Origin of the sequence: Enterobacter cloacae complex sp. 309I3, from assembly GCF_050031595.1 — a bacterium.
Lineage (GTDB): Bacteria > Pseudomonadota > Gammaproteobacteria > Enterobacterales > Enterobacteriaceae > Enterobacter > Enterobacter cloacae.
The window spans coordinates 2,181,526-2,195,436 of record NZ_JBLGWI010000001.1 but is presented as its reverse complement, the minus strand read 5'-3'; the positions used below and the strand labels follow the sequence as shown (position 1 = coordinate 2,195,436).

13 protein-coding genes are annotated in these 13,911 nt (G+C 55.7%); 9 read left to right on the top strand and 4 right to left on the bottom strand.

Annotation, left to right across the window (positions count from 1 at the left end; translation table 11 throughout):
• Positions 1-97: 97 nt before the first annotated feature.
• From ACQG22_RS10470 to osmV, 8 genes are all read left to right on the top strand, one after another.
• Positions 98-1,225, top strand: coding sequence for an alpha/beta hydrolase (locus ACQG22_RS10470; protein WP_346720560.1), 1,128 nt, complete (start codon positions 98-100; stop codon positions 1,223-1,225).
• Between the two features lie 113 nt (positions 1,226-1,338).
• Complete coding sequence (locus ACQG22_RS10465) at positions 1,339-2,523, top strand: MFS transporter (RefSeq protein WP_346720559.1); 1,185 nt, start codon at positions 1,339-1,341, stop codon at positions 2,521-2,523.
• A gap of 84 nt (positions 2,524-2,607) precedes the next feature.
• The gene (locus ACQG22_RS10460; RefSeq protein WP_346720558.1) at positions 2,608-3,231 is read left to right on the top strand and encodes a glutathione S-transferase; all 624 of its coding nucleotides are present in this window, start codon (positions 2,608-2,610) and stop codon (positions 3,229-3,231) included.
• Between the two features lie 155 nt (positions 3,232-3,386).
• Positions 3,387-4,130 carry a YoaK family protein gene (locus ACQG22_RS10455; protein ID WP_346720557.1) on the top strand — a complete coding sequence of 248 codons (744 nt, stop codon included), beginning with the start codon at positions 3,387-3,389 and terminating at the stop codon, positions 4,128-4,130.
• Between the two features lie 269 nt (positions 4,131-4,399).
• Positions 4,400-5,110, top strand: coding sequence for an osmoprotectant ABC transporter permease OsmY (gene osmY / locus ACQG22_RS10450; RefSeq protein WP_346720556.1), 711 nt, complete (start codon positions 4,400-4,402; stop codon positions 5,108-5,110).
• Between the two features lie 18 nt (positions 5,111-5,128).
• On the top strand, positions 5,129-6,028 hold the full coding sequence (gene osmX / locus ACQG22_RS10445) for an osmoprotectant ABC transporter substrate-binding protein OsmX (RefSeq protein WP_369706631.1): 900 nt from the start codon (positions 5,129-5,131) through the stop codon (positions 6,026-6,028).
• An 8-nt stretch (positions 6,029-6,036) separates the two neighbouring features.
• Positions 6,037-6,684, top strand: a complete 648-nt coding sequence (gene osmW, locus ACQG22_RS10440; RefSeq protein WP_006808875.1) for an osmoprotectant ABC transporter permease OsmW — start codon at positions 6,037-6,039, stop codon at positions 6,682-6,684.
• Complete coding sequence (gene osmV / locus ACQG22_RS10435; RefSeq protein ID WP_029882806.1) at positions 6,684-7,832, top strand: osmoprotectant ABC transporter ATP-binding protein OsmV; 1,149 nt, start codon at positions 6,684-6,686, stop codon at positions 7,830-7,832. Before osmW ends, osmV begins: the two co-directional genes overlap by 1 nt.
• Positions 7,833-8,103: 271 nt before the next feature.
• Here osmV and ACQG22_RS10430 read toward each other — a convergent pair whose 3' ends face one another.
• Positions 8,104-8,571, bottom strand: a complete 468-nt coding sequence (locus tag ACQG22_RS10430; protein WP_102752614.1) for a DUF6392 family protein — start codon at positions 8,569-8,571, stop codon at positions 8,104-8,106.
• Positions 8,568-10,265 carry an S-type pyocin domain-containing protein gene (locus ACQG22_RS10425; RefSeq protein ID WP_102752615.1) on the bottom strand — a complete coding sequence of 566 codons (1,698 nt, stop codon included), beginning with the start codon at positions 10,263-10,265 and terminating at the stop codon, positions 8,568-8,570. Before ACQG22_RS10425 ends, ACQG22_RS10430 begins: the two co-directional genes overlap by 4 nt.
• 255 nt (positions 10,266-10,520) lie before the next feature.
• Between ACQG22_RS10425 and clcB the strand changes: the two genes are divergently transcribed.
• On the top strand, positions 10,521-11,831 hold the full coding sequence (gene clcB / locus ACQG22_RS10420; protein ID WP_369706630.1) for a voltage-gated ClC-type chloride channel ClcB: 1,311 nt from the start codon (positions 10,521-10,523) through the stop codon (positions 11,829-11,831).
• Here clcB and bioD read toward each other — a convergent pair.
• Positions 11,766-12,461 carry a dethiobiotin synthase gene (gene bioD, locus ACQG22_RS10415; protein WP_013096826.1) on the bottom strand — a complete coding sequence of 232 codons (696 nt, stop codon included), beginning with the start codon at positions 12,459-12,461 and terminating at the stop codon, positions 11,766-11,768. The two genes, clcB and bioD, sit on opposite strands and share 66 nt — an antisense overlap.
• Positions 12,462-12,591: 130 nt before the next feature.
• Positions 12,592-13,812 (bottom strand): sugar metabolism global transcriptional regulator Mlc, encoded by a 1,221-nt coding sequence (gene mlc, locus ACQG22_RS10410; RefSeq protein WP_038419279.1) that lies wholly within the window; start codon positions 13,810-13,812, stop codon positions 12,592-12,594.
• Positions 13,813-13,911 lie beyond the last annotated feature (99 nt).

The window sequence follows — 13,911 nt, the reverse complement described above, 5'->3', positions numbered from 1 at the left end:
TAACAAATTGGTATTAATCTTAGCAATTTTCACCCTCTAATCAGCACGATTTCTGCTCCCTATACTCCCCTTATCACAACAACGCACGGGATCTCTAATGAAAACATTCACCCAAAAACTGTCAGTGGCGATGCTGCTGTGTGCATCTTTAAGTGGAGTGACAACAATGAGTTATGCAGAAACGACTAACCCAAACGCGCCCATTTCGATGGTGACCACCTGGGATAAAACCTTCGCCAAAAGTGATAAGGTTGACCATCGTAAGGTGACATTCCAGAACCGATACGGCATTACCCTGGTGGGAGATCTTTATCTGCCTAAAAACCGTGGGGACCGCAAGCTGGCGGCGATTGCCGTTAGCGGGCCGTTTGGCGCGGTCAAGGAGCAATCCAGCGGGCTCTATGCGCAGACGATGGCCGAACAAGGGTTTGTCACGCTGGCGTTCGACCCGTCTTACACTGGCGAAAGCGGCGGCCAGCCACGCAACGTGGCCTCGCCGGACATCAACACCGAAGACTTCAGCGCCGCGGTCGATTTCCTGGGCCTGCAACAAGAGGTTGATCGAAACCGTATCGGCATTCTGGGTATTTGTGGCTGGGGCGGCATGGCACTGAACGCGGCAGCAATGGACACCCGCGTAAAAGCGGTTGCCACCAGCGTGATGTATGACATGAGCCGTGCCATGGGCCACGGCGTTGGCGACGGGAAAGATCGCTATTCCACAGCCGATCGTCGGGCCGTACTGCAGTATCTGAACGAGCAGCGCTGGAAAGATGCCGAAAACGGCACCTTCGCGCACGGCGGCCATGATATCTATGTCGATGAAAACGGCAACGTAACGGCGGCTGAGCGTATTCTGCCAGAAGCATTACCCGCCAACCCGAATCCGGTTCTGAAGGAGTTTTATGACTACTACCGGATGCCGCGCGGATTCCATACACGCTCCGTCAACTCCACCGGCGCATGGACAGCAACCATGCCGTTGCCTTTTATGAACATGCCGCTGTTAAGCTACGCCGGGGAGATCAGCATCCCGACGCTTATCGTGACGGGTGAAAAAGCGCACTCCCGCTATTTTGCCGAGGACGCGTTTAAAGCCGTTGGCAGCAAACAGAAAGAGCTGGTCATTGTCCCGGGCGCAAACCATGTCGATCTTTACGACAATGCCGCCGGAAAGATCCCGTTTGCACAGTTTGAGCGATTCTTCAAAACCAGCCTGAAATAAGCCGTTCTGCCCGGGATCATGCAGGCCGCATACGCTTTGGCCTGAAGCATGACGAGCATACGCCACCCGATCCAAACGGGTGGCCCTCTTCTTTGCCTTGATGAAATCTGACTATGTCCGCACTAAGCCAAACCACGCAGTCGAACCGTGAACATACGTACTGGGGCGGCATTTTTGCCCTGACCCTGTGCGTATTTGTTTTGATCGCCTCTGAATTTATGCCCGTTAGCCTGCTTACCCCGCTCGCCCGAGATTTAAGTGTCACCGAGGGGCTGGCGGGCCAGGGGATTGCTGTCTCCGGCGCACTGGCCGTCCTGACCAGCCTGACGCTTTCTCAACTGGCTGGCAGCATGAACAGAAAATATCTCCTGCTGGGAATGACGCTACTGATGGCCCTGTCGGGAACGATTATTGCCTTTGCACCGAACTATCCGGTCTATATAACCGGCCGCGCCCTGATCGGTATTGCCATCGGCGGATTCTGGTCCATGTCTGCGGCAACGGCTATTCGCCTGGTGCCACAACATCAGGTGTCGCGCGCGCTGGCTATTTTCAACGGGGGCAACGCGCTGGCGACGGTGGTTGCCGCTCCACTTGGCAGTTATCTCGGCGCGACTATTGGCTGGCGTGGCGCCTTCCTGTGTCTGGTGCCCGTGGCAATAGTCGCGTTCATTTGGCAATGCTATAGCCTGCCTGATATGAAGGGGAATGACCGGGCAACGTCGCGTGGGACGGTCTTTCGGTTGTTTCGTCAGATGGCCGTTATTGCAGGCATGCTTGCCTGCGGCCTGTTCTTTATGGGTCAGTTTGCGTTATTTACCTATGTGCGTCCGTTCCTTGAAACCGTTACCCACGTTAGCGACTCCGGGTTGTCGCTGATATTGTTAACCATCGGCATTTCAGGTTTTGTAGGCACACTCGTGATTGCCATGGCGCTCAACGCGTCATTTTACCTGACGTTAATGGCCATTCCCCTGCTGATGGTTACCATTGCGGGCGGGTTGATTCTGACCGGGCACATCGTATGGGCCGTTGCCGCGCTGTTAGGGCTCTGGGGAATGCTGGCGACAGCGGCACCTGCCGGGTGGTGGACGTGGATCGCCCGTACGCTTCCGGAAGATGCAGAGGCGGGCGGTGGGTTAATGGTTGCGGTGATCCAGCTTGCCATTGCGCTGGGATCAACTACCGGAGGCATGATGTTTGACTATTTGGGCTGGCAGAGCACCTTTCTCATGAGCGGCCTGCTGCTTCTCAGTGCGGCAGGGGTGACATGGCGGCTCGCACGTCTGAACAGATAACGCCGCAGAGGATTAATTGCCGCTTTTCTGTGGCGCTGGTGTATTGTTTTTGAACCCACAATCACTGTGAAGAGGCGCGACAGCATGATTAACATCCTTGGCAAAACCACCTCCATCAACGTGCGTAAAGTCCTCTGGACCTGCGAAGAAGCCGGAATTGCATATCAGCAGGAAGATTACGGCAGCGGATTTGCCTCGACGGAAACGGACGCCTTCCGCGCCCTGAACCCCAACGCCATGGTGCCGGTGTTGATCGACGGCGATTTTGTGCTGTGGGAATCGAATTCAATCTGCCGCTACCTGGTGCGCAAAGCCGGACGCGATGACCTGCTGCCATCGCAGCCGCAGGCCTGCGCTAACGTCGAGCGCTGGATGGACTGGCAGGCAACCGAATTCAACAACGCGTGGCGCTATGTCTTCCCGGCGCTGGGGCGCAAAAACCCGGACTATAACGATCCCGCGCGGATTGCCGCCGGGATAAAAGAGTGGAACCACTGCATCGGCATTCTGGAGCAGCAGTTGCAGCGCACCGGCGCCTTTACTGCGGGCGAAACGTTTACGCTTGCAGATGTAGTGTTGGGGCTGTCGGTGAACCGCTGGAATATGACGCCTTTTGACAAACCCGCGGTGCCTGCCATTGATGCCTGGTTTGAACGTCTTAATCAGCGCCCGGCATTTTTGCGACACGGAAATAACGGCATGGTCTGAATTCCCCACGGCCCTATATTCAGCAAGGATATTTTATTTAATTACAAAACCCTGCATCTCGTCAGAGGGAATAATAATTAAGCCATATCCTGGACTGTCCGTTGTATCGCTTTGCTAGCCTGACGTTTCAGGCAAAGCTCACCCCGGAGGTATTCTTGCTGATTAAACTTAAAAAAGAACGAACGCATCAGGAGGATCGCCGGTTAGCCCTCTGGCTGGCGACATCCGCCGGCTTGCTCAACGCCATCGCCCTTGGGGCATTTGGCTTTTTCCCCTCTCACATGACCGGCAATACCTCACAATTATCCAGCGAAGTCTCTTCCACCGATCTTAACGATATTATTTTCTTTGGCTCCATTATTCTGGCGTTTGTCACGGGTGCCATTCTTGCGCGCATTATTGTTATCTGGGGCATTATCCATAATATCCGGCTGGTTTTTTGCCAGATCCTGTTTGTCGAAGGGTTATTACTGACCGGTATTTCGATTTACGAGATGTATTTCCATGCCCTCACCAGCAACCGCACAATTATTATCTTTCTCTGTGGTCTGATGGGGATCCACAATTCCACCTCCACCCAGCTCTCCAGCGGCCGGGTGAGATCGACGCACATCACCGGCACGCTGACGGACGCGGGAATATCGCTGGCCTCGGTAGTCGTGGCGATGCTGCGCCGGGACTACTCCAAAGATACTGCGGCGCAGAAAAGCCAGCTTAAAACCCACTTAACCACCCTGTTCTCGTTTATTACGGGCGGTATCGCGGGGTTACTCCTGTTCCGGTGGATTGGCTTTAATGCAATGCTGGCGCTGGGTGTCATACTGGCGCTGGTATCCATTTGTTCCATGATTACCATCGCGGTGCGCGTGCGCAAAGTTCGCGCAGCCCTCGGCCGATAGTCAAAACGCAGAGGGCAGAATGTCGCGACAGTTGTGACACCGTCACTTTCATGAAGTCGCTTTAGGACTATTCTGCCCTCACTCAGCCAGCCCTTACCTCATAAGGCTTAATCAAGGTTGTCACTAGTTTCATAGGGTTACTGATTTTTTCCCTTCGCTGGAACCCTTCCCAAACGCTTGCTATAGGTCAACTACCCCTGCCGAAACATGGCATAACAACAGGCAACCGCTGGTTGCGATAACGCATGCGCACAGGGAGACACACCGCAATGCATCCATTACTCAAACGCTCGCTGCTGTTTGTCGGCGCCATAATCGTGGTTCTGGCCCTCCTCACCTGGGGCATTGGGCTGGAGACGATCAAGGCGCGTCAGGTTGACCTGATCTACCTCGGGCAACAGCATTTAATCCTCGTATTTTCCTCGATGTTCTTCGCACTGCTGGTTGGCATTCCGGCGGGTATCCTGCTCAGCCGCCCGGCGGCGCGTGGGGTCACCGAATACGTAATGCAAATCTTCAACGTCGGCAACACCCTGCCGCCGCTGGCCGTTCTGGCGCTGGCGATGGTGGTGATTGGCATTGGCGATACGCCAGCCATCATCGCCCTGTTTCTTGCCTCGCTGCTGCCGATTGTGCGCAATACCTACGCCGGGCTGTGCTCGGTGCCGTCGTCATTACTGGAAGCGGCAAACGGGATTGGGATGACCAAATGGCAGCGTCTGCGCCAGGTGGAGTTACCTAACGCCTGGCCGGTGATGCTCTCGGGCATCCGCATCGCCACCGCCATTAATGTGGGTACAGCTCCGCTGGCCTTCCTGATTGGCGCCAGCAGCTACGGCGAGCTGATTTTCCCCGGCATCTACCTGAACGACTTCCCGACGCTGATCCTGGGCGCGGCGGCCACCGCGCTGTTTGCCCTGATCCTCGACACCCTGCTGGCTGCGCTGGGTCGCGTGATGAGTCCCCATCTCGCTCGATAACAATAACAAGGAGCTTTCATGAGACTGATATCCAGCCTGACGGCGCTGTGTGCCGCGGCGCTCTTCACCAGCCAGGCGATAGCCGCCCCGCTGATTCTGGCGACCAAGAGCTTTACCGAGCAGCATATTCTCTCGGCCATGACCGTGCAGTACCTGCAAAAGAAAGGGTTCCAGGTGCAGCCGCAAACCAATATTGCGACCGTTATCTCCCGTAACGCGATGATCAACAAACAAATTGATATGACCTGGGAGTACACCGGTACGTCGTTGATCATCTTTAACCACATCAACAAGCGCATGTCGCCGCAGGAGTCTTACGAGACGGTTAAGCGTCTGGACGCGAAGCACGGTCTGGTCTGGCTCAAACCCGCCGATATGAACAACACCTATGCCTTCGCCATGCAGCGTAAACGCGCCGAAGCGGAACATATCAACACCATGTCTGAGATGGTGGCGAAGATTGAGCAGGTGCGTAAAACCAACCCGGACAAGAACTGGCTGCTGGGACTGGATCTTGAGTTTGCCGGGCGCAGCGATGGGATGAAGCCGCTGCAGAAGGCCTACAACATGGCGCTGGACCGTCCGCAGATCCGCCAGATGGATCCCGGCCTGGTCTATAACGCGGTGCGCGACGGTTTTGTTGATGCCGGGCTGATCTACACCACCGACGGCCGCGTGAAAGGTTTCGACCTCAAAGTACTGGAAGATGATAAAGGCTTCTTCCCGAGCTATGCCGTCACCCCGGTGGTGCGTAAAGCTACGCTGGAGGCGAACCCGGGGCTGGAAGAGGCGCTTAACACCCTCTCCGCCCAGCTCAACAACGACGTTATCACCGAGCTGAACAAGAAGGTGGATATCGATCATCAGTCACCGCAGCAGGTCGCCCGTGATTTCCTGCGTAGCAAAAAGCTGTTGTAGGAGGCGCTATGGAGACGATTCACTACATTCTGGATAACTGGGATTACCTGTTAACCCTGACGCTGCAGCATCTGTGGCTGGTGGCGCTGGCGGTTGGCCTGGCCATTATTATCGGCGTTCCGCTCGGCATTCTAATTGTCCGTCACAAATGGCTGGCGACACCGGTGCTGGGCATCGCGACCATCGTGCTGACCATTCCGTCCATCGCCCTGTTTGGCCTGATGATCCCGCTGTTTTCGCTGATCGGTCAGGGCATTGGCGCCCTGCCCGCCATTACCGCGGTGTTTCTCTACTCGCTGCTGCCGATTGTACGCAACACCCATACCGCGCTGGACAGCCTGCCGCCGGGTCTGCGTGAGGCCGGACGCGGCATCGGCATGACCTTCTGGCAGCGGCTGCGCTGGGTTGAAATTCCCATGGCGCTACCGGTGATTTTCGGCGGCATCCGCACCGCCGTGGTGATGAACATCGGCGTAATGGCGATTGCCGCCGTGATTGGCGCGGGCGGCCTGGGCCTGCTGCTGCTTAACGGCATCGGCGGGAGCGATATCCGCATGTTGATTGCGGGGGCGCTGATGATTTGTCTTTTAGCGATTGTGCTCGACTGGCTGCTGCACCGTCTGCAGGTGGTACTGACTCCGAAGGGGATTCGATAATGATAAAACTGGAAAACCTCACCAAACATTTTTCACAGAAGCATGGCCAGACCTTTAAGGCCGTGGACAACGTCAACCTGAACGTGCCCGAAGGGGAAATGTGCGTCCTGCTCGGCCCGTCCGGCTGCGGGAAAACCACCACCCTTAAGATGATCAACCGCCTGATTACGCCGAGCAGCGGCACGATCCTGATTAACGGCGAAGACACCAGCGGGATGGATACGGTGACGCTGCGCCGCAACATCGGCTACGTGATTCAGCAAATTGGCCTGTTCCCGAACATGACCATCGAAGAGAACATTACCGTGGTGCCGCGCATGCTGGGCTGGGATAAAGCCCGGTGTAAAACCCGAGCCGAAGAGCTGATGGATATGGTGGCGCTGGATCCACGTAAGTTTCTTCACCGCTATCCGCGCGAGATGTCCGGCGGCCAGCAGCAGCGTATCGGCGTGATCCGCGCGCTGGCGGCAGATCCGCCAGTGCTGCTGATGGATGAGCCCTTCGGCGCGGTGGACCCCATCAACCGTGAAGTGATCCAGAACCAGTTTCTGGAGATGCAGCGCAAGCTGAAGAAAACGGTGATGCTGGTCAGCCACGATATCGATGAAGCCCTGAAGCTGGGCGATCGTATCGCCGTTTTCCGTCAGGGGAAGATTGTCCAGTGCGCCAGCCCAGACGAGCTGCTGGCGAAGCCGGCGAACGAGTTTGTCGGCTCGTTTGTGGGTCAGGACCGCACCCTGAAGCGCCTGCTGCTGGTGTCGGCAGGCGACGTCACCGACCAGCAACCTACTATCACGGTACGCGGCTCTACCCCGCTTCCAGAGGCCTTTGCCACCATGGATGATAACGATATCCGCGCCATCACCGTGGTGGACGAACACGGTAAACCGCTGGGGTTTGTGAAACGCCGGGAAGCGCGCAACGCCAGCGGCACCTGTGCCGATATCCTGCATCCATTCCGTATGACCGGCAAAGCGGAAGATAACCTGCGCGTGGTGCTCTCCCGCCTGTATGAAAGCAACACCAGCTGGATGCCGATTGTGGATGAAGAGGGTCGCTATAACGGCGAGATTTCGCAGGACTATATCGCGGAGTACCTCAGCTCAGGGCGTACGCGCAGGGCGCTGAATATTCACAGTGAGAGTTGAGAATTATATTTTAATACAGACCAGAAAAGCCCCTTTCGGGGCTTATGTTGGCCTCACCAGCGAATTTCAGAAGTGAGAATAAAAGCGACATCTTTCACCATATCGTCAAGATCGTAATTTGCTGTCATTCGTATAACCCCACGTTACGATTCAATTCGTGAATTTTAACCGTGGCAGCTTCTATCTGGCTTTACGTTGCACTATGTATTTTTAATGCTGGCTTTATTGCATGTGAGCACAAAAAAGCCCCTTCCGGGGCTTCTGATAAGCATTACCAGCGAAGCTCTGACGTTGGCATGAAGGTTACAGACCTCACGCTATCCGCTACGTCATAGTTAATCTGCATGCTCGTAGGATTTACGTACCCTTTTGCCTCATAAAGATCCGTCCATCCAAAAGAACGCTTCATAATCACCTTAGGGGGAGTGCTTCTTAATGGCTCACCTATATTTTTATGTACCCATTTCCGGTTCATCTTTTTAGTTAAAGGCTTAGGCAAAGCGTTTGGAAACACCCAATCGGCGTTGCCATCTTCCTGAATGGTCAAAGTAAGTGCCTTTAGAATCCTCCCTTCTCGCCAAAAAGATAAAAACACGCCTTCTTTGGCCATATCCAAACTTAAAACAGGAGACCCGGACGCACCTTTTGGAGGCGACTTGTACAAGATTAATTCAGAACCAATCAGTTCTTTGTAGCTTTTCCCTAAATTCTCAATCAGCGCATTAACGTTTATAGTCATTTGTATAATCCCTGCTCACTATTAAGTCTGTGCATTTTCGCCCTCGCCACCTCAATCTGGCTTTCTGTTGCACCATGTGCTTTTAGCGCTGGTTTGATAGCATCCAAATTGCGATCAAGTGCCGCGCGCAGATTTCTTGAATCAAGTTCGATTTGTGCCAGAGTATTACGGCCCCCATACGTTTCACTTATTTTTTGATGCACTTCTTTGGGAATCACTATTGCTGCAACATCATCAGCTAATTTGCAGATATCTCTTGGATCAACATCAGGATAGAGCGCCGTTAAATATGCTTCAACAGCCGCCCTTGACGGCATGTGATCCGCCTCATACATCCCCTGCCGCGAACGGCGTTTAAAGTCACTGTATAGCTCGACTTCCAGAAACTCCACCGGCGGTTTGCTCAGGTAGATATAAATCGGCGGCAGGTCAGGGAACGGCAGGATCAGAATGTAATCCGCGAAACGCTTTTCTTCCTGTGCCGGGCTGGTGGTCGCCGTTATGCCGGTGTTAACGGGCAGCGGGTCAACCACAACTGGGTTCGGTAGCACCGGCCGCGCCTGGTTGCCGGTATTCCACGGTTTTTTATCGTCTGTCCGGTCAGGCGTCCACACGATGGTGATGTGCGATTCTTCCTCCGTGGTGAACGTGTACGCCTGCACCCTGCTGTCGTACTCCATTTTTCTGACGCGCACACTGTCCCGGCCAGGCGGTGTGTGCCAGCCATGCGGCACCGGGTTCCCCCTGCTGTCGTTCTCCCACGTATAGCGAACACGGCTTGGGGCTTCACGCATCTGCGCGAGGCGCATACGGTCGATAAAATCCTGTTCGCCGTCGTTCAGCCTGCCGGGCATCATTCCCACCAGCAGCCCGGCCACAGGAGCACCCGCTCCCGCGGTGGCTATCTCACCCAGCCCGACGGCACCACGCACCGCCCATGTGCCGTAAGTCAGCGTCCTGCCGCTTATGATTTCCAGCAAGCTTGCACCCGTGGTGGCCGTCTGCACCCGCGCAGCAGTTGCAGCAGCCGCAACGGCGGCCTGATAGTCCATTTCCTCCTGGTTGCCGTTCCACCAGCGATAAAGGGCACTGCGCTTTTTCGGTCTGGGGATATCCTCTGGCTTTTTCTTTCTGGCGGTCTGTGCGTGCTGCAGGGTGTCTGAATCGGTTGCCGGGTCGCTGGCGGGCATGGCCTGAAAAAATGCCATATCAGCAAAATTAGTATGGGGTTCGCGCTGGTCACCGGCATCATTGCAGCCATCCCCCCGCAGGCAGGATTTTGCAAATACCCGGTTGCGCCCCCTTTCTTCCTCTCTGCGGTTTTCTTCAGCCTGCTTTTCTGCTGCCAGCCTGGCGGCGTGTTCTTCCCTAGCAACATCAACCGGGTCTCGTCCACAGCCCAGCCACTGACCTGCCGGGGCAATCACCCGGTTCGTACCCGGTGGGCAATCACAGTGTACATTTGAACCGTGAACGGCGACGGGTACGCCGTGAAATGTCACCCGTTCCTCACCTGATACAATCACGCCCTTCCTGCCACATTTAGGACAGGGAGTGGTTTTATCACCTACCCTGAGAATTCTGCGTCCAAATTCGGTGCTGTCCGTAATAGACGCAATACACCTGGCACCGGTAGTCGTTTTATCATTCTCAAGCGCCTGTCCCCGGCCAAAATTATCGGTACGGTAACCCATGCGTTACGCTCCGGTAATTAGTAAATTGATTACTCATAAAGAATTCCCTTTTCCTTTTCGTTAATAAAAAAGGAATTTTACTATGAATATGAGTTAACCAGATTTATTCCGCACTTTTGGTTAATATTTAACAACCAAATAAATCACCACTAAAAATAAATAACTTAAATATTTAGAACACCCCTATAAACACTCATTTGCATACTGGTTGAGTTCCTATCACAATAGAATACCGATCTCGTTTACTCGCGACCCATGCAACGTCTTCATACTTACCCCGATATCCGCGCGATGTTTCGCCGGCTTCTGATTGCCACCGTCACGGGCGTACTGGCCGCGCTGGCCGTTGCCGTGTTTCGCCACAGCATGTATCTGCTGGAGTGGCTGTTTCTCAGTAACGACAGCGGCAGCCTGGTGAATGCCGCGGCGGCGTTGTCCCCCTGGCGTCGCATGCTCACGCCTGCTCTTGGCGGCCTGGCAGCCGGATTGTTGCTGTGGGGGTGGCAGCGGCTGACGGCGCAACGCCCGCATGCGCCTACGGATTATATGGAAGCGCTGGAAACGGGTGACGGGCAGTTCGATTACGGTGCCAGCCTGGTCAAATCCCTGGCGTCACTGCTGGTGGTTTCCAGCGGAAGCGCCATCGGGCGTGAAGGCGCGATGATCCTGCTCGCTGCCCTCGCCGCCTCCTTGTTTGCGCAGCGCTTTACGCCGAAGTCCGAATGGAAATTATGGATAGCCTGCGGGGCGGCGGCGGGAATGGCCAGCGCCTACCACGCGCCGCTAGCTGGAAGCCTGTTTATTGCGGAAATCCTGTTCGGCACGCTGATGCTCGCCTCGCTCGGCCCGGTAGTCATTGCGGCCGTCGTCGCGCTGCTGACGACGCGTCTGTTAAGCCCTGGTGCTACCACGCTGTATGAGGTGCATCTCAGCGAAACGCTCACTGCGGGCGATTACGGATTGATCGTTATCATCGGTCTGCTGGCGGGCGTCTGCGGCCCGGTGCTGATGTGGCTGATGACGGTTAGCCACGCGCTGTTTCTGCGTCTCAAACTCTCACCCCCCTGGCAGTTGGCGCTCGGGGGGCTGATCGTCGGGCTGTTGTCGCTTCTCACGCCCAAAGTGTGGGGTAACGGCTATAGCGTGGTGCAGGCCTTTCTGCTCTCACCGCCGCTGCTGTCCGTTATTGCGGGCGTGTTTATCTGTAAGCTGCTGGCGGTCCTGGCAAGCAGCGGTTCGGGCGCACCGGGCGGGGTCTTCACGCCGACGCTGTTTGTCGGGCTGGCGACAGGAATGCTCTTTGCGCAGCTTTTTGCGCTGTGGCTACCGGGTTCTGAAACGGCGATTTTGCTGGGACTGGCGGGGATGGCGACGTTGCTCGCTGCCACGACGCATGCGCCTATTATGTCGGCGCTGATGGTGTGTGAAATGACCGGGCAGTATTTTCTGCTACCCGGCCTGCTGATTGCCTGCGTTGTTGCGTCCGTACTCTCGCGAACGTTACGCCACGACTCGATCTACGGCCAGCACACTGCCGAGAGCAGAGAGATCGATGTACTGCGCTAGTTCGCGCTGCTCGGCGCGCGGCAAATAAGGCAGTTCGCCCACCAGAGGGCCGGGCAGTTTTTTGCTCAGCACGTCGATGATTTCTGCATAGTGCGCAAGGCCAGGGTTGATACGGTTTGCCACCCAGCCCACTAACGGCAGGCCGTCATTGGCGATCGCCTGCGCCGTGAGCAGCGCATGGTTGATACACCCTTCCTGGATGCCCACCACCATCACCACTGGCAGTTGTTCCTGCACCACCCACTCGGAAAGTGGACGCAAATCGTTCATCAGGCTGCGCCAGCCGCCCGTGCCTTCAACCACAACGTGATCAACCTTCTCGCTCAGGTTCGCCAGCCCATCCGACAGCAGGGTGTAATTGATCAGCCCGCTGTGCGCCACGCTGCTCTCCTCTTCGCTCAGGGCTATAGGATTGACCGCGTCATAAGGCAGCTCCAGGGATGAGACGCTTTGCAAAACCAGGGCATCTTTATTGCGCAGCCCCTCTGGCGTCTCTTTACTGCCTTTTGCGACCGGTTTGTACCCTGCAACACGTTTACCGCTTGCTGCCAGCGCCTGTAGCAACGCGCGCGATACAACAGTCTTGCCGACAGAGGTATCTGTACCAGTAACAAAGAAACGCTTAAGCATGACTCATTCCACCTCTTGGGTATGCTTCGAAAATATAAACCAGGTAAATAATTCAGTGGGGGAAGTCTACGGGAAGCGTGCGCTATCCGGCTTGAGATAGCGCAATTTTTAGTAAGTCTGTGGAAAAGAGTTAGCCCTGCAGCAGGCGGATCAGTAAGGAGCCGTTATACATTGCATCTTTTACCAGCGCGGCGCCGGCCATGGTGCCCTGGTTCGAAAACTGCGTGCTTTCGACCACAATGTTTTTGCTGTAGGCAGGCAGCGCCTGCTGACTAATGCAGGCCGAGATCGCCGGGAAGAGGATATCCGCCGCCTGGCTGAGCGGGGAGCCGATCAGGATTTTTTGCGGGTTAAACAGATTCACCATAATGGCGAGAATGCGCCCGACGTTATTCCCTACGCCAGTAATGATGTCCTTAGCCAGCAGATCGCCCTGCCGCGCCGCTGTGCACAAGGAATCTACCGTCAGGGGTTGCCCGTGCAACGAGGAGCTCATGGACTGGCTGAGCCTCACCTGCGCCAGTTCCAGCACGCTTTCCACGCTGGCAATGGTCTCCAGGCAGCCGTGGTTGCCGCAGTAGCAGCGTTTCCCGTAGGGATCGACCTGCGTGTGGCCGATCTCCACCAGGCTACTGCTGCCCGCATGCAACAGGCGTCCGTCGGTGATGACGCCCGCCCCGACGTTATGGTCGATCACCACCTGAATGACATCCCGCGCCCCGCGTGACGCGCCAAACAGAGCCTCCGCCATGGTCCAGGCGCTGATGTCATGCTGAATGTAGACCGGTACGCCGGTATGGTTTTTCAGGACCTCACCCAGCGGCATCTCTTTAACGTCTTCATAAAACGGCATGCGGTGCACAATGCCGTTCTCGGTATCAATAATGCCCGGCATGGTGATGGCAATCGCCGTTAAGCGTTCAAGCTTCTGCTGGTGACGAATAAAGAAATGATCGATATGCGTGACAATCGCCTCAAGAAGCGGTTGATCAGCGTTAAGCGGCAGCTCCAGCCGGTCTTCCACCACCAGCTTGCTGCTGAGATCGCGCAGCGCAAGAAAGATCTCACCCCGGCTGATGCGCAGCGACAGGTAATGCCACGCTTCCGTCTCCACCACCAGCCCGACCGCCGGACGACCCCGGCTCCCCGGCTCCTGAATCTCCGTCTCCTGAACCAGGTGGGCTTCCAGCATTTCGCGAACAATCTTGGTAATACTGGCGGGAGCCAGTTGGGCCAGGCGCGACAAATCGATACGCGAAACCGGACCAAGCTGATCAATCAGGCGATATACCGCGCCAGCGTTGGTCTGCTTAATCTGATCAATATGCCCTGGCTGACTATCAGCAACCACCTCGTACTCCCTTATTTTCGAGCTTCGAAATAAACTTTGGGCTATGGTGAAGCACTTGCATGGCCGTCGTCAAATATTTACTTAGCCATGTGATTTACT

Bases quoted from the DNA above. Each gene is read 5' to 3' on its own strand.
- osmX (WP_369706631.1), top strand. From the start codon at position 5,129: ATGAGACTGATATCCAGCCTGACGGCGCTGTGTGCCGCGGCGCTCTTC.
- osmY (WP_346720556.1), top strand. From the start codon at position 4,400: ATGCATCCATTACTCAAACGCTCGCTGCTGTTTGTCGGCGCCATAATC.
- ACQG22_RS10470 (WP_346720560.1), top strand. From the start codon at position 98: ATGAAAACATTCACCCAAAAACTGTCAGTGGCGATGCTGCTGTGTGCA.
- osmV (WP_029882806.1), top strand. From the start codon at position 6,684: ATGATAAAACTGGAAAACCTCACCAAACATTTTTCACAGAAGCATGGC.
- ACQG22_RS10460 (WP_346720558.1), top strand. From the start codon at position 2,608: ATGATTAACATCCTTGGCAAAACCACCTCCATCAACGTGCGTAAAGTC.
- bioD (WP_013096826.1), bottom strand. From the start codon at position 12,461: ATGCTTAAGCGTTTCTTTGTTACTGGTACAGATACCTCTGTCGGCAAG.
- ACQG22_RS10425 (WP_102752615.1), bottom strand. From the start codon at position 10,265: ATGGGTTACCGTACCGATAATTTTGGCCGGGGACAGGCGCTTGAGAAT.
- ACQG22_RS10465 (WP_346720559.1), top strand. From the start codon at position 1,339: ATGTCCGCACTAAGCCAAACCACGCAGTCGAACCGTGAACATACGTAC.
- ACQG22_RS10430 (WP_102752614.1), bottom strand. From the start codon at position 8,571: ATGACTATAAACGTTAATGCGCTGATTGAGAATTTAGGGAAAAGCTAC.
- clcB (WP_369706630.1), top strand. From the start codon at position 10,521: ATGCAACGTCTTCATACTTACCCCGATATCCGCGCGATGTTTCGCCGG.
- osmW (WP_006808875.1), top strand. From the start codon at position 6,037: ATGGAGACGATTCACTACATTCTGGATAACTGGGATTACCTGTTAACC.